At 53.7% G+C, this 14,490-nt stretch carries 13 protein-coding genes and 1 pseudogene; 8 read left to right on the top strand and 6 right to left on the bottom strand.

The features are described 5' to 3' along the window. Positions 1–41 precede the first annotated feature (41 nt). Entirely contained in the window at positions 42–920 is an 879-nt protein-coding gene (locus ACT3TJ_RS09825) for a YicC/YloC family endoribonuclease (protein ID WP_444665691.1), read from the bottom strand. Positions 921–1,049: 129 nt separating this feature from the next. Here ACT3TJ_RS09825 and rph point away from each other — a divergent pair, with 129 nt between their 5' ends. Further along, positions 1,050–1,787, top strand: coding sequence for a ribonuclease PH (gene rph / locus ACT3TJ_RS09820; RefSeq protein ID WP_444665689.1), 738 nt, complete (start codon positions 1,050–1,052; stop codon positions 1,785–1,787). 78 nt (positions 1,788–1,865) lie between these two features. Here rph and ACT3TJ_RS09815 read toward each other — a convergent pair whose 3' ends face one another. Then, positions 1,866–2,633 carry an exodeoxyribonuclease III gene (locus ACT3TJ_RS09815; RefSeq protein WP_087110235.1) on the bottom strand — a complete coding sequence of 256 codons (768 nt, stop codon included), beginning with the start codon at positions 2,631–2,633 and terminating at the stop codon, positions 1,866–1,868. Between the two features lie 141 nt (positions 2,634–2,774). On the opposite strand from ACT3TJ_RS09815, the gene pyrE reads away from it, so the two are divergent. After that, positions 2,775–3,440 (top strand): orotate phosphoribosyltransferase, encoded by a 666-nt coding sequence (gene pyrE, locus ACT3TJ_RS09810; protein ID WP_172118706.1) that lies wholly within the window; start codon positions 2,775–2,777, stop codon positions 3,438–3,440. Here pyrE and ACT3TJ_RS09805 read toward each other — a convergent pair whose 3' ends face one another. Continuing rightward, complete coding sequence (locus ACT3TJ_RS09805; protein WP_172118758.1) at positions 3,441–3,911, bottom strand: tRNA (cytidine(34)-2'-O)-methyltransferase; 471 nt, start codon at positions 3,909–3,911, stop codon at positions 3,441–3,443. It lies immediately after the preceding gene. A 76-nt stretch (positions 3,912–3,987) separates the two neighbouring features. Between ACT3TJ_RS09805 and rep the strand changes: the two genes are divergently transcribed. Beyond that, positions 3,988–6,057 (top strand): DNA helicase Rep, encoded by a 2,070-nt coding sequence (gene rep, locus ACT3TJ_RS09800; protein WP_444639590.1) that lies wholly within the window; start codon positions 3,988–3,990, stop codon positions 6,055–6,057. A gap of 52 nt (positions 6,058–6,109) precedes the next feature. Here the strand turns inward: rep and ACT3TJ_RS09795 are convergent, their stop codons facing one another. Next, complete coding sequence (locus ACT3TJ_RS09795) at positions 6,110–6,571, bottom strand: c-type cytochrome (RefSeq protein WP_444665687.1); 462 nt, start codon at positions 6,569–6,571, stop codon at positions 6,110–6,112. A gap of 411 nt (positions 6,572–6,982) precedes the next feature. Beyond that, the gene (locus ACT3TJ_RS09790; RefSeq protein WP_444665685.1) at positions 6,983–7,882 is read right to left on the bottom strand and encodes a GNAT family N-acetyltransferase; all 900 of its coding nucleotides are present in this window, start codon (positions 7,880–7,882) and stop codon (positions 6,983–6,985) included. A 117-nt stretch (positions 7,883–7,999) separates the two neighbouring features. Here ACT3TJ_RS09790 and ACT3TJ_RS09785 point away from each other — a divergent pair, with 117 nt between their 5' ends. From ACT3TJ_RS09785 to ACT3TJ_RS09770, 4 genes and pseudogenes are all read left to right on the top strand, one after another. Then, the gene (locus ACT3TJ_RS09785) at positions 8,000–8,680 is read left to right on the top strand and encodes a response regulator (RefSeq protein ID WP_444627715.1); all 681 of its coding nucleotides are present in this window, start codon (positions 8,000–8,002) and stop codon (positions 8,678–8,680) included. Positions 8,681–8,736: 56 nt separating this feature from the next. Further along, a pseudogene (locus ACT3TJ_RS09780) lies at positions 8,737–9,492 on the top strand (sensor histidine kinase N-terminal domain-containing protein); the annotation flags it as partial. A 24-nt stretch (positions 9,493–9,516) separates the two neighbouring features. Next, complete coding sequence (locus tag ACT3TJ_RS09775; RefSeq protein ID WP_444665711.1) at positions 9,517–10,032, top strand: sensor histidine kinase; 516 nt, start codon at positions 9,517–9,519, stop codon at positions 10,030–10,032. A gap of 100 nt (positions 10,033–10,132) precedes the next feature. Next, positions 10,133–10,735 carry a CBS domain-containing protein gene (locus ACT3TJ_RS09770; protein WP_087110219.1) on the top strand — a complete coding sequence of 201 codons (603 nt, stop codon included), beginning with the start codon at positions 10,133–10,135 and terminating at the stop codon, positions 10,733–10,735. A 130-nt stretch (positions 10,736–10,865) separates the two neighbouring features. Here ACT3TJ_RS09770 and nhaD read toward each other — a convergent pair whose 3' ends face one another. After that, positions 10,866–12,332 carry a sodium:proton antiporter NhaD gene (gene nhaD, locus ACT3TJ_RS09765; protein WP_172118710.1) on the bottom strand — a complete coding sequence of 489 codons (1,467 nt, stop codon included), beginning with the start codon at positions 12,330–12,332 and terminating at the stop codon, positions 10,866–10,868. A gap of 441 nt (positions 12,333–12,773) precedes the next feature. On the opposite strand from nhaD, the gene ACT3TJ_RS09760 reads away from it, so the two are divergent. Further along, positions 12,774–14,405 (top strand): CapA family protein, encoded by a 1,632-nt coding sequence (locus ACT3TJ_RS09760; protein WP_193056921.1) that lies wholly within the window; start codon positions 12,774–12,776, stop codon positions 14,403–14,405. Positions 14,406–14,490: the final 85 nt, after the last annotated feature.

The raw sequence follows: 14,490 nt of genomic DNA, 5'->3' as shown, positions 1-14,490 counted from the left end.
ATGACTAAAACTTAGAGCTTGGTCATATTGTTACGTCGACATTACTCAATATTCTGAATCTGCTCCCGCATCTGCTCAATCAGCACTTTAAGTTCTACCGCGCAGCGAGTGCTTTCGGCCACGATGGATTTGGATGAAAGCGTGTTGGCTTCGCGATTTAACTCCTGCATCAAAAAATCCAGGCGGCGGCCTTTAGGGCCTGTTTGAGTGAGCTGGCGGCTGACTTCTTCGACATGGGCCGTGAGGCGGTCGAGCTCTTCGTCTACATCGGTTTTTTGGGCCACCAGTACCAGCTCAGCTTCCAGGCGCTGGGGGTCGAGTTCCGTTTTGGCTATCTCCAGACGCTCCAGCAGTTGAGCACGTTGGCGCTCTAATAGCTGGGGTAACAGGCTTTTGACCGTAGCGACCTGTTCGCTTACCGCGGTAAGGCGTGTGCTGATCATTTCGGCGAGTTTGTCGCCTTCACGGGCTCGGGCATCGATGAGTTCCTCCAGCGCTTGCTCAAATAACGTTTTGGCAGCGGCTTTGATGGCGAACTGATCCAGGTGTTGGGTTTCCATCACGCCAGGCTGGTTTAAAAGCTCAAGCGTGGTGGGCGGTACGGCGCTGGGCACGTGCTGCTGGATCGTCGTAAGCGCATCAGAAATCGCGGCCAAGCGTGCGGTATTTACCGTAGGGGCCTGTACGGCTTCTGAGCTTTCAAAGCGTATGCTGCACTCTACTTTGCCTCGTGCCAGGCGGGTTCGCAGGGCTTCTCGGAGTAGCGGTTCGAGATCGCGCAGGCTTTCGTGTAGGCGAAAATGCGGTTCCAGGTAACGCTGGTTCACCGAGCGAATTTCGACGTGCAGCGTGCCCCAGGAAGCAGCCTCCTCAATACGGGCAAAGGCGGTCATGCTGTGTACGCGACGTAAAGTGGCCATGGTGATTATCCTTTGAGAACGCGTTTTCCTCAGTCTACCCGATAAGGGCAGGCTTAAACGTGAAGACGTGTACAATAGGAGGCTTTTCCTAGTTACGCGCTTATTGTGAAGTGCTTTTTGTGAGGTGCTATGCGTCCTGAAGTTGTTCGCCCCAGTGGTCGCGAGGCCAACCAGTTGCGTGAGATCCGCCTGACCCGCGACTATACCCGTCATGCGGAAGGCTCTGTACTGGTTGAGTTTGGCGATACCAAAGTGCTGTGTAATGCCAGCGTAGAAATGGGCGTACCGCGCTGGCTGCGCGGCAAAAACCAGGGCTGGATCACCGCGGAATATGGCATGCTGCCCCGTGCGACCCACTCACGCAGTGGGCGTGAGGCGACACGTGGCAAACAGGGTGGCCGCACGCTGGAAATTCAGCGCTTGATTGGCCGGAGCCTGCGGGCAGCGGTCGACCTGAAAAAGATAGGCGAATTCACGATCACCGTGGACTGCGATGTCATTCAGGCAGACGGCGGCACGCGTACGGCGTCAATTACGGGTGGCTGTGTCGCGCTGGTGGATGCCATTCGTTATCTGCAGCGTGAGAAGAAGATTAAAAGCGATCCTTTCAAACAGTTGGTCAGCGCGATCTCAGTGGGTATCTATAAAGGCACGCCGGTGCTGGACCTTGACTACCCCGAGGACAGCAAGGCCGATACCGATTTGAACGTGGTGATGACCGAAAGCGGCGAGCTGATTGAAGTACAGGGCACGGCCGAGGCAGGCGCGTTTAACCGCACGGAGCTAAACGCCATGCTGGACCTGGCCGAAAAGGCGGGCTCTGAGCTAATTGAGCATCAGCGTGAGGCGCTGGGTGTTCGTGGTTAGGCCGTTTAATCGCCAACGCAATGAGCCGACCATGGTCCATGGCCGGCTCATTGGTTAACGACGACGCGGGAAAGATGCTTAAAGGGCGAGATCGTACTCGACAATTAGCGGGGCGTACTCGGAGAAAGTTGCCTCTTTATCGATCCATGCGTCGACCACGTGACGACGGAAGTTGGGGCCGACTAACTGATAGTCGATCCGCCACCCTTCCTGACGGCTGCGTGGCACTTCCTGGTCAAGCTTCGGCCACCAGGTGTATTCGCCAGCATCGCGATTGATTTCGCGGAAGGTGTCGATAAACCCTGTTGGGCCAAGCACCTGATCCATCCAGGCGCGCTCCTCAGGGCGGAAACCAGAGGTGAGCTGGTTATCCGACCAATTGGCCAAATCGACCGTTTTATGGGCCACGTTCCAGGTACCACAGATGATGTATTCGCGACGTTTGCGCGACATCTTCGTCAGGTACTCCTGGTACTGCTCCATAAACGCCTGTTTGGCTTTCTGGTCGCTGCCATCGGGCATCAAAAAGGTAGCAATGCTGAAGCGGTCATAATCCGCCTGCAGAAAGCGCCCTTCGTGATCGCACTGCGGAAAACCCAAGCCATACATGATCGCCTTGGGGATTTTGCGGCAGTAAAGCCCAACACCGGCGAACCCATCTTCTTCTGCATCCAGGAAATAGCCTTCATAGCCTTCCGGATAAAGAATATGGTCACCTAATTCAAAACTTTTTGCCTTGATGTTCTGCACGCAGACCACATCGGCGTCCTGCTGAGCCAGCCAGTCCAGGAAGCCACGGTCGACGGCATCACGTATACCATTAACATTGATGCTGGCAATTTTCATAAATCGTCCCTTTTGCGTCGCTGCTGTATGATACCCGACGTTTAGACGTTTGGGTAAAGAGACCAACCATTTCTTGCTATTTACCTGCGTTTTATTGTTGCCTTCAGGCTGACATGCACCCACCGCCTAATGAGGAACGCCGTGGCTACCACTCTACAACCCTATCAGCGCGAATTCATCGCCTTTGCCATTGAGCAGGGCGTTCTCAAGTTTGGTGAGTTTACGCTTAAATCTGGGCGAGTAAGCCCTTACTTCTTTAACGCTGGGCTATTCCAGACCGGCCGCGCGCTGGCCAAGTTAGGCCGTTTTTATGCCCAGGCCATTGTCGACAGCGACTTGAAAGCCGATGTGCTGTTTGGCCCAGCGTACAAAGGCATTCCGCTGGCGGCAGTGACCGCTGCGGCACTGGCGGATCATCACGACCAGGACATGCCCTACGCGTTTAATCGTAAGGAAGCCAAAACCCACGGCGAAGGCGGCAACATTGTGGGTGCGCCACTGGCGGGCGATATCCTGATCATTGATGATGTGATTACCGCCGGTACGGCCATCCGCGAAGTCATGAGCCTGATTGAGCAAAGCGGTTCCCGGGCAGGCGGCGTAATCATTGCCCTGGATCGCCAGGAGCGCGGCCAGGGCGAGCAGAGCGCCATCCAGGAAGTCCAGGCCGAGTATGGCATGCCGGTGGTGAGCATCGTTACGCTTGAGCAAGTACTTACTTACCTTGAAGAGCATGCTGGTAGCGAAATGCTCGCCTATGCAGAAGCCGTGCGTGCTTATCGTGACCGCTATGGTATTGCCGCCTAGCTAAGTAGCAAGTGCGCCAGCAAAACCTTGCTGGCGCCACGCTTCATAGCTCACAATAGCCACCGCGTTGGAAAGGTTTAGGCTGCGATTATTGGGCTGCATGGGAATGCGTAGCTTTTGGGCGTCTGGCAGCGCCTGATGCACCTCGGCAGAGAGACCAGCCGTTTCAGAACCAAACAGCAGTACATCGCCAGCCGCAAAATCTGCCTCGCTGTGGGGCCGTGTACCCTTGGTGGTAATTGCCCAAATTCGCCGCTCAGGCAGAGCTTTTTGGAACGCAGCAAAATCAGCATGACGCGTCACATTCGCCAAGTCGCGGTAATCAAGCCCAGCACGGCGCAGCTTTTTTTCTTCAAGATCAAAGCCCAGCGGCTCGATTAAATGTAAACGACAGCCATTGTTGGCTACCAGGCGCATGATATTACCCGTGTTGGGTGCCATACGCGGCTCAAACAGCGCTACTTCAAACATCACCACCTGCCTATCCATATTGTGCGCGTAGAAACGCCTGATTGTAGATGAAAAACCGCCAAGGATAACGTGCCTAATGACGCCCTCGCCCCCGCAATCCATTCTTAGCCGCATTAAAGGCCTTAACCCGCGCCAGCAGGAAGCCGTGCGTTACATTGATGGCCCCTGCCTGGTATTAGCGGGCGCGGGTTCCGGCAAAACCAGCGTTATCACCACCAAGATTGCGTATCTGGTTCAGGAATGTGGAATGAGTGCGCGCCGGATTGCGGCGGTCACGTTCACCAACAAAGCCGCCCGCGAGATGAAAGAGCGCGTAGGGCAAATGTTGAAAGGCAAGGAGGGTCATGGCCTTACCGTCTCCACCTTTCACACCCTGGGGCTTAATATTATTCGTGGCGAGCTGAAGACGCTGGGGTACAAGCCGGGGTTTTCGCTGTTCGACCCGGAAGATGCCAAGGCGCTGCTGCGTGACCTGATGAACAAGGACGCCCAGGTCGACGCCGAGCAGATCAATGCCGTGCAGAGCAAAATATCCACCTGGAAAAACGACCTGGTGCTGCCCAGCGACGCGCTTTCCTTTGCCGCCGATGACGATGAACACTTTGCTGCTCGAGTCTATGAAGCCTATAACCGTCATCTCAAAGCCTACAACGCGGTGGATTTTGATGACCTGATTCTGTTGCCCGTCGTGCTCTTGAAAAACGATGCCGAGGCACTGGCGCGTTGGCGGCGCAAGATTCACTACATGTTGGTGGATGAGTACCAGGACACCAACGTGTCCCAGTATTTGCTGGTGAAGCTTTTAATGGCCGAGCGCTCGACCTTTACCGTGGTGGGCGACGACGATCAGTCAATCTACGCCTGGCGTGGTGCGCGCCCCGAGAACCTGATCACGCTGGGCGAGGACTTCCCGCGCCTGAAGGTGATCAAGCTGGAGCAGAACTACCGCTCAACCGGGACAATTCTACGCGCGGCCAACACGCTGATTGCCAATAACCCGCACGTCTACGATAAAACCTTGTGGTCGGATATGGGCGACGGTGCACCGATTCGGGTGATTGTGAATCGCCATGAAGAAGCGGAGTCTGAGCGGGTGGCTAGCGAAATGCTGACTCGGCGTATCAAGGAAAAGGCTGAATGGCGCGACTTTGCCGTCCTTTATCGCGGCAACTTTCAGGCACGGCTTTTAGAGCTCAAGCTTCAGCATTACCAAATTCCCTACAAGCTGTCCGGCGGCACGTCGTTTTTCTCGCGTAATGAGATCAAGGACGCCATGGCCTATCTGCGCCTACTCATCAATCCTGCCGACGATAACGCTTTTTTGCGGATAGTAAACGTACCGCGCCGTGAGATTGGGCCAGGCACGCTTGAGAAACTGGCTAACTATGCCACCGAACGGACGATTTCCCTGTTTGCAGCGTGTCATGAAATGGGCCTGGAACAGACGCTACCCACCCGCGCTGTCGAGCGGTTAAGCCGGTTCACCCACTTTATCGACGGTGTGCGCAAACGCATGGATCAGGGCGATGCAATTGCCGCTATCCGCGACATGTTGCGTGATATGGATTACGAAGCGTGGCTTTATCAGAACGCCAGTGCGCCCACTATTGCTGAACGGCGTATGGCCAACGTGTGGATATTGATCGACCAGTTGGAAAAGTCGCTAAACCGTGACCCGGAAGAGGATACCGCCTCAGAGACGACTGAAACCGATAGCGTGGAGGCGGCAATTTCCCGGCTGGTGCTGCGCGATATCCTGGAACAGCAGGCCGAAGAGGATGACTCGGACCGCGTACAGCTGCTCACCATGCACGCTTCAAAAGGGCTTGAGTTCCCGCATGTCTACCTGCTGGGCCTTGAAGAGGACCTGCTGCCCCACCGCAATGCTATTGAAATGGGCACGGTGGAAGAGGAGCGCCGCCTGGCCTACGTGGGTATTACCCGGGCGCGGCGCACGCTCACGCTCACGCTTGCCCGCCAGCGCAAAGCCTACGGTGAGCTGATGGATTGCCAGCCCAGCCGTTTTCTGGATGAACTGCCCGGGGAAGACCTGGAGTGGGAAGGTCGAGCGGATAAAGAGGACCCGGACAAGAAGCAGGCGCGCGGCAAGGATGCAATTGCCGGGCTGCGCTCTCTGTTGGGGTAACGACCAGACCAAACTATCCACAGGTGGAACACCGGAACCGCTTGTGGACAGGCTATTCGACCTCTTCGATCATGTAGTCGACCGCTGCCCTGATCTCATCATCGCTGAAATTAAACCGACCGCCCTTGGGCGGCATCGCACCAATCCCCTTAATGGCGTTGACGTAAAGCGTGTCAGTGCCTTGAGCAAGCCGTGCAGTCCAGGCGGCGTTATCGCCCGTTGCCGGAGCGCCCGCAATGCCTGCCGCATGGCAGGCGCCACAGCCTGCCCTGGCATACAGCGCTTCACCATCGTATTGGGCGGCGATATCTTCCGGTTCAGGCTCCTCTGGCAAGGAAGCATCAGGTTCAGGCTGGGCCACCGCACGTTGGCATGTTTGTCCTTGCAGGCAGAGCTTGCCAACTGGCGCAAGGCGCTCGGCAAGCGCTGCATCCTCGGCCTCTGCATCAGCAAGTGCGGCGCTCGATAGCACTCCTAACGCAACTATCCCGCCCAGCATACATTTGAAATTCACCCTGCCCCCTTGGCGTTTATCGCCATAATAGCGGCGTTTAATCCTGTATCGATAACCGTGTTCCAGGAAAATATACTAGGAGATAATATCTTTTTTTTCACAGATAGCCAGAGGGCGATAGGTGAGAGTCACCTATCGGGTGACGTAATAACAAAAGGGTCTAAACGGTGATTTAAAGGCCTACCTACGGTTAGAAGATCAGCTTAAAGACGCCCGTAAGAGTAAGAAGCCCCACGGCAAAAATAAAGATGATAATCCACAGCAAAATTTTCATAACGTTTCCTCCATGAATAAAAGAAGCATTCCTCAATACCACGCTCACAGTATAGAAGAAAAATTAAAAAAGCAGGCTTAATGTTACCTTTCGAACAGAGAAATTCTCGTGCTTCATCATGGGCTTGAAGCGGTAAGCTAGGCATTTTTCCAGGCAAGCAGGCGCTGCTCGGCATAACCGATGAACCCCGCCTGTTGATAAAGGCGCCAAGCGGGCGTATTGCGAGCATCGACGGTCAATATCATCTCGTTTGCCCCTTGGTTAATTGCCAGGTTAAAAGCCTCGGTTAGCACGTTTCGACCGATGCCCTTACTGCGCCATTGCGCCGTGACGCCCATTAATAAAAGCTCCCAGCAGTGAGCCGACCGCGGCGCTAACAGCAACACGCCCACCTGCTCATCGCCCAGGTTAACGCTGTACCAGTGGTTCGGCGCCGTAGGTGCCTGGTCATAAAAACCGGCTAGCAGCGCTTCGCTGGAAAGTGATTCTCGCAGTGCTGGGCAGTCCAGCGAGCCTTGGCTAATGGAACCGATCAGGGCGGTTTGCGCGGCGGCGCTTAGCTCACTAAAAGGCGCTAGCCGAATTGGTGAATCCGTTGAAGGTACCGCCTCCGTGCCCGCCAGCGTAATGGACAAATAGTGTAGCTCAGCCAAGCGCACCATATTATGCGCAAGCAGCGTTGCCTCCCACGCATAGTGGCTGGGCGGCAAGACCACGTGGCAAAGCGTTATTTCCTGCGCGGTTACCCAATCATGAGCAGCGCTTAGTAAGGCTTGGCTTGCTGGATCATCCTGGCAAGGAAGCCATAGCTGTGCGGTGGCGTGAGCGAGCGGCTGCACCCACAGCGCACCGCTAATACGGCCGTGCTGCTGATAGACCCATAGCCCGTCCCAGGCTGCCTGCGAGGCTGATGTTAAGGCGGTGTGCAGCGTCGATTGCAAGGACGGCTCATGCACCGCCGCCAAGTGAAGCAGGGCTTCCCTACGCTGCGTTGAAGGGCAAATACTCACAAATGCACTATCGACCGTCGGCTTCATTAGTAATCAGGGCGCCACTGTGTTGCTTTCGTTGATGTTAATCCTGACTGACTCCCCCTAACGATGCTACCTTTTGTTACTTCTTACCGGGCCGTTGCTACAGGAGTGACTAACACCATGCGCATACTGCTGGTTGAGGACGACGCCAGCTTGTCTTCGGGCATTCGCCTGGCGCTCAAGCCGGAACACTATACGGTTGATCACCTGGATAATGGCAATAGCGCCCTTATGGCACTAAAAGAGGCTGAGCCGTTTGATGCTGTCATTCTCGATTTGGGCTTGCCGGGTTTGGATGGCCTCCACATTATCAAGGCGGTACGCCGCCAAGGCAGCCAAATTCCGATATTGGTACTCACCGCCCGCGACGGTATCAATGACCGCATAGCAGGGCTGGATGCTGGGGCCGATGATTACCTGGTCAAGCCCTTTGAAGTAGAAGAGCTCAAGGCCCGTTTACGGGCACTGCTAAGGCGTAGTCAGGGGCAATTGGATAATTACCTGGAGTGTCGCGGCATCCGCCTGGAACCGCTTACCCTAAGCGTCAGCTATCAAGATAACGTCATTACCCTTTCACGGCGCGAATTTACCCTGTTACAGGAATTTATGGGCCACCCGGGCCGGGTCTTTACCCGCGATACACTGACCAGCCTGATTTATGGCTGGGATGAGGATGTCGAGAGCAACGCCATTGAAGTTCATATTCATCATTTACGGCGCAAGCTGTTCCCTGAGGTGATTCGCACCGTACGTGGCATTGGCTATGTGATGGATAAAGCGCCGCCGGGAGGCGAACAGTGAACTCTATCCGCCGGCGAACCTTAGGGCTCACACTGCTGCTGTTTCTACTCAGTATTATGGTCATTAGCGTGGTTAGCTACCGTTACGCCACGCACGAAATTCAGCAGTTGCACGATGCAAGCCTTGCCCGTCACGCGCATCTTTTGGGTGAGCTCATGCAGGCGCCTATTCCGCCCGCGTATCAGCAGGCACTTCTGCAAAGCGTAGAAAATACGCTGCAAACCAAGCAGCGCAATCCTGAAGCGCTCGTCTTTCAACTGTGGGAAGGCGATGAACTACTGCTGCGCTCAACCGATGCACCATTAGCGCCGCTTGCCGTATCGCAAAGTGGCTACACCCGGCAACAGTACCAGGGGCAAACGTGGCAAACCTACACGCTTTCGCTTGCCGAGGGGCGCAGGGTCATTGTGGGTGAGCGTGACGATATCCGCTTACGTTTGGTCAGGCGGGTAGCGCTGCGTACGCTGCTGCCCGAATTTATGGGGCTAATCGTCTTAACGTCTTTATTGTGGTGGAGCATCGGTTGGGGGCTTTCACCGCTGTCGAGAATGGCAGAGCAAATCCGCAACCGAGACCCACATAATCTTCAACCCCTTAAGCTTGCGCCTCTGCCGTACGAGCTGGCGACTATTTCCGGTGCACTCAATCGCCTGTTGATGCGCATCCAGCGTTTACGCGAGCGCGAAAAACGTTTTATCGCCGATGCCGCCCATGAACTGCGTACGCCGCTTGCCGTACTCGACCTTCATGCCCAAAACGCCTTGGCCGCAGAAAGCCCACAGGACCGTGAGGAGTCGCTTCATTATTTGCGCCAAGGCGTTGCCCGTTCGACACATTTGGTCAGCCAGCTGTTAACGCTGGCAAGGCTTGACCCGGATGAAACAAGCCTGCCATTACGCCCTGTTGATGCGCTGTTTGAGGTACGTGACGCGCTGGCCAAGCTACTTCCCCTCGCCCAGCAACAGCAGCAAACGCTGCAGCTAGAGGCCGATGAACAAGGCCAGAGGGCGTTAAACGAAGTCCCTGGCACCTTGGGAGCACTCGTACAAAACCTGGTGGGCAACGCCATTCAGCACTCTCCCCCTCAAGGAACTATCCACGTGCAGCTTAAGGCGGAATTGAGCGCCATTATTTTAGTAGTGGATGACCAGGGCCCGGGGATTCCTTTATCAGCTCGCAAGGCCGTTACAGAGCGCTTTCACCGCGCAGGCCCCGGCGCCGGGTCAGGATTGGGATTATCCATTGTGGAACGGATAGTGGCGCAGCATGCGGGCAGCCTGGTATTTGATGATGCGCCAGGGGGCGGTTTGCGCGTACAGGTCACGCTTAATCGCCACAGCGGCCAAGGCTAGTTTTCAAGCCTTAAGGTTCCGATAAGAATTAACTGTGACTCTGAGGGTACCAGGCTGATTGGCAGTAAGCCGTTGGCCAAATAAAAATGGAGGTTCCCTGATGAATCAAGTGGCTTTTGCACCTAAAACGTTAATTAAATTCAGCGCCGCTCCCCGCCTTAAGTCGCCGAGTGCCAAGCGGTTAACGACTGAAAGTTCAGCGCTGGATGTACTTACCGACTTTCAAACGCTGAAACCTCATTCAGTCGCCGCCGACACGCCTGTTGATGAGGCACATCTCAAAATGCGTTATAGCGGTGTGCGGCTTCTGTTTGTAACCGACAAAAATGAGCACTGCATCGGTATTCTTACCGCCAAAGAGTTGATCGGCACACGCCGTATTAACCTGGCCATGCAGCAGCGCAATCTTGACCGCGACGAAATAACCGCGGATATGATCATGACCTCTTGGGATAAACTCAGTGCGATGACGCTGGAACAGCTCTCGGCGCTGACGATTGAAGACCTTGTCCTGGTCATGGAAGACGTGACTGAACAGCACCTGTTGATCACTCAGTACGACGACCATAACGCACTGACCATTCGTGGCTTAATATCAGCCACCGATATTCAAAACACTGTGGGTAAGCAAGTCAGTACAGTGGTTCCCGTCGCGAGCAGCTTTGCCGATATTTGCCAAGTGATTACCGGTCACGACCTGTAAGTTTAAAAGTATCCGTTAGCTGTTGTTAAACGTATTTATCATCTAAAACGCCCCTTACCAAAAACGGTAAGAGGCGTTTTTTAGTGTTCTATCAATAACGTGTTAATCCCTAAAGATTAACACCTAACCACTAGAACATGGAGGCGTTGATAAATAAGTGTGTCGCTACACTCGCGGCATAACCCAGAAAAATAGCCGGCACCCAGCGCAAGTGAACCATAAAGGTATAAATACCCCGTGCCTGGCCCATCAAGGCAACGCCAGCCGCTGACCCCATGGCGAGCAGGCTTCCCCCAACACCAGCGGTAAGCGTAATCAGCAGCCAGTTGCCTTCAGACATATCGGGCGCCATGGAAAGCACGGCAAACATGACTGGAATGTTATCCACCACGGCTGAAATCAGCCCTAACACAACGTTAGCCCAGATGGGATTCCAACTGCCATAGAGCGTTTCAGACAGCAGGCTTAAATACCCCATAAAGCCAAGCCCGCCCACACACAGTACGACGCCGTAGAAGAACAGCAGCGTATCCCACTCAGAACGTGCGATACGGCTAAAGATATCAAACGGCACCACGCTGCCTAATTGCTCCAGCTTCTTCCAGTCGCCGCGGCGTGAATAACGTACCCGTTTACGCTCTAACGAGCGCGGCAGGCTGCGCCGCAGGTAGTATCCAAAGAACTGCAGTAGTCCTAAACCAAACATCATGCCCATTGCAGGCGGCAGGTGCAGAACCGAGTGGCAGAGTACGGAGATGGCAACGGTCAGCAAAAACAGCGCAATGATCCGGCGTGCGCCCCGCTTGAGCCAGACGTTTTCAGTAAGCGCTGCCGGTTGGCGGTTAACAATAAAGAAGTTCATGATGACCGCAGGCACCATAAAGTTAACGATAGCGGGTAATAACAGTACAAAGAAGCCGCTAAACGGCACTTGTCCTGCCTGCCAAACCATCAGCGTAGTGATATCCCCAAAGGGGCTAAATGCGCCGCCAGCATTGGAAGCCACCACCACGTTGACGCAGCATAGGCTAATAAACTTGTTATCACCTTCAGCCACTTTCAGGATTACCGCGCACATCAGCATAGCCGTGGTCATGTTATTGGCTATCGCAGAAATACCAAATGCGAGAAAACCGGTAATCCAAAAAAGGCTGCGGTAGCTAAACCCTTTACGCACCAACCAGGCACGCAATGCGTCAAATATACGCCGCTCTTCCATGGCGTTGATATAGGTCATCGCCACCAGCAAAAACAGCAATAGTTCGGTGTATTCGAGCAACGTTTCCCGAAAAGCGATTTCTGCCTCTTCAGGCATACCGGCCTGCACATACACCCATGCCACAATGGCCCAAATAAGCCCCGCCGCTACCAGAACTGGCTTGGATTTACGCATGTGGAGAAGCTCTTCAGACATTACCAGAGCATAGGCAAGTACAAAGATACCCACACACGTAATACCGGCAAGAGAGAGCGTTAAATTCAGTGGGCCAGCAGCGGCATAAGAGAGGGAAGGAAAGACAACAGCACAGAGAGCAATCAACAACCAAGCGACCCGGCGAGCTGAGAGCCGAGGTGCAAGGACGTTTTGTGGTTTCATGACAGCGTGATCCTGACAGATGTGGGGGGAGAGCGTGGCACCATGATAAGCACGCTAATAAACTGCTGCAACGCAGCGCCGACTCACAAGGTGCGCCTAATTGTCGCACCTTGTAACGCTGTTTTATAGTGTCCGAACAACTTATTACATTTGCTCATTCAATGGGCCATACGCTTCTTTTTTCAGGACAGCAGATCACAGGAATAATGGCTGTTAAAAAATCAGATCGTCGTTCAGCCGCTATAACAATGCTGGTATTACTTAAGACAGGATGCCAGTGTGTGTAACGCCACCGTATTTTTATTTCTAGTTGTATCAATCGTTAGTATCGTTAATAAACACGCTCTCACTAACGCGATAGTACGCTGGATAAGTCCCCCATGTACTCAAAGAGCAAATACCCTCCTGTAAAAGACCATCAAACAAAAAAGGAGCCCGCTGATGGATGCATATTTAGACAATATCCATGACATCTTGCAAAAGCTTAAGGATTACCTTGAGGGGAATGAAGATGAAGTGATCGCAACGCTGCAGAGCGTAGCACGTGGTGACTTAGACATGCCCGAAACCATCACTCCCAAGGAAGAGGAGCTCTTTCGGGCGCTTTGCGGCTGGATGGTAGCAAAGAGGCCAACACAGATCCTGGCGATACTTCAGCCACTATTGGCTGATCCTAACCTTTTAAGTAGAGGCATTACGCTTAATGATATTGAAAGCGTAATGCCTAAAGGACTGCCACCTAAAGATATTATCGACACAATTAAAACAAATAGGCGAGACTTAATCCGACAAGCACTCCTCCTAGTAAGCTATATTTTCTACGACGATCTCCACTACCCACAGCCTGAAACCAGCGTTTATGATATTTCAGAAAACTCCTTCCAAAAGCTCAAATGGCTTTACCGCTACTGGTTCAATCAACTTGAAGTGGCTGAAAAAGGGGCAGGACTAGAAGACTTCTTGGCGTCACGGGTACTGGATTTCCGGATTGTCGATCACCCTAATAATTATCCTGTTTCGACAACTTCTATTTCATGCGCGGGGGATCTGCTTGCCGTCGATGTTCTAACACCAGACAACACACCTCACCTGTTTGATGAAATCACCGATTTCTACAGCACCACCGATATTGTCAGCGCTAACCTGGAATCCACCGTTGACAAGAACAGTCTCGTGGGGCGCACCCAAGCATCGGGACAACCGGCGCGTATGAATACCTCTGAGGCAATGTTCCAGAAGTTTCGCAACGAAGCAAAAATCAACTATTTCAGCACGGCGACCAACCATGCCATGGACTGGGGCGAACAGGGTGTACTTGCCACCCTCGATGTGCTCAAAAAATCAGGCGCCTACTATTCTGGCACTGCCGCAAGCCAGGCTGAACAGGATGATGTCGTCGTCGTCGATAAAAACGGCATTAAGGTTGCTTTGCTGGCGTTTACCTTCGACCTTAATGGCTACAAGATTCCCGCTGACAAGCCGTACCTTGCCAACGAGGTGCGCTTCAACGATGCTGATCCAGCCCCTGATTACTCACTGATTAAGAAGCAGGTGGCGGCAGCAAAAGCCAGAGGTGCAGAGTGGATCATCGCCTACTGCCACTGGGGGTGGGAATTTGAGATGTACCCGCATGTGAATATCAGAGAAGCCGCCCACAAGGTGATTGACTGCGGTGTTGACACGATTCTTGGCAACCATGCCCATGTCAGCCAACCGGCGGAAGCTATCCCCCGCCCAGGCAAGCAGGATGCACTGGTGGTTTACGCGTTCGGTGACTTCGTCAGCTATCACCCGGAAAGCCGCAATTCAAAGCTTGCCTATATTGTTAAATTCGACATTGTGAAGGTCTACGATGCTATAGAATTGGCTAACCTTCAGGCCCTACCCATTTATATTGTCAATGAGAAGCTGGGTGGTACTCGCTACGACTGCCGTATCGTCAAATTCCATGACGTTTTGAAAAACCCGGATGAGTACGGTCTAACCGAGCTGGAGAAAAGTCAGCTGCCGCATTTGGAAGAAAAAGTGTGGCACGCGGTACTCTCGCCACTTGCGAGGCTCGGTACACGTTAGAAGCGAACGAAAACGTAGAGTAATAGGCGGATCACACTGAACGTCATGCTAACCAGCGAACCATTCTCACCCCTAAAGGTTGGAC

The sequence above is a fragment of the Halomonas sp. AOP30-A1-24 genome (assembly GCF_052378165.1).
Lineage (GTDB): Bacteria > Pseudomonadota > Gammaproteobacteria > Pseudomonadales > Halomonadaceae > Vreelandella > Vreelandella citrativorans.
Note: the sequence above shows the minus strand (reverse complement) of the source record. Positions and strands in the feature narration are given on the sequence as shown.

Bases quoted from the DNA above. Each gene is read 5' to 3' on its own strand.
- ACT3TJ_RS09825 (WP_444665691.1), bottom strand. From the start codon at position 920: ATGGCCACTTTACGTCGCGTACACAGCATGACCGCCTTTGCCCGTATT.
- rph (WP_444665689.1), top strand. From the start codon at position 1,050: ATGCGTCCTGAAGTTGTTCGCCCCAGTGGTCGCGAGGCCAACCAGTTG.
- ACT3TJ_RS09815 (WP_087110235.1), bottom strand. From the start codon at position 2,633: ATGAAAATTGCCAGCATCAATGTTAATGGTATACGTGATGCCGTCGAC.
- ACT3TJ_RS09805 (WP_172118758.1), bottom strand. From the start codon at position 3,911: ATGTTTGAAGTAGCGCTGTTTGAGCCGCGTATGGCACCCAACACGGGT.
- rep (WP_444639590.1), top strand. From the start codon at position 3,988: ATGACGCCCTCGCCCCCGCAATCCATTCTTAGCCGCATTAAAGGCCTT.
- ACT3TJ_RS09790 (WP_444665685.1), bottom strand. From the start codon at position 7,882: ATGAAGCCGACGGTCGATAGTGCATTTGTGAGTATTTGCCCTTCAACG.
- ACT3TJ_RS09785 (WP_444627715.1), top strand. From the start codon at position 8,000: ATGCGCATACTGCTGGTTGAGGACGACGCCAGCTTGTCTTCGGGCATT.
- ACT3TJ_RS09770 (WP_087110219.1), top strand. From the start codon at position 10,133: ATGAATCAAGTGGCTTTTGCACCTAAAACGTTAATTAAATTCAGCGCC.
- nhaD (WP_172118710.1), bottom strand. From the start codon at position 12,332: ATGAAACCACAAAACGTCCTTGCACCTCGGCTCTCAGCTCGCCGGGTC.
- ACT3TJ_RS09760 (WP_193056921.1), top strand. From the start codon at position 12,774: ATGGATGCATATTTAGACAATATCCATGACATCTTGCAAAAGCTTAAG.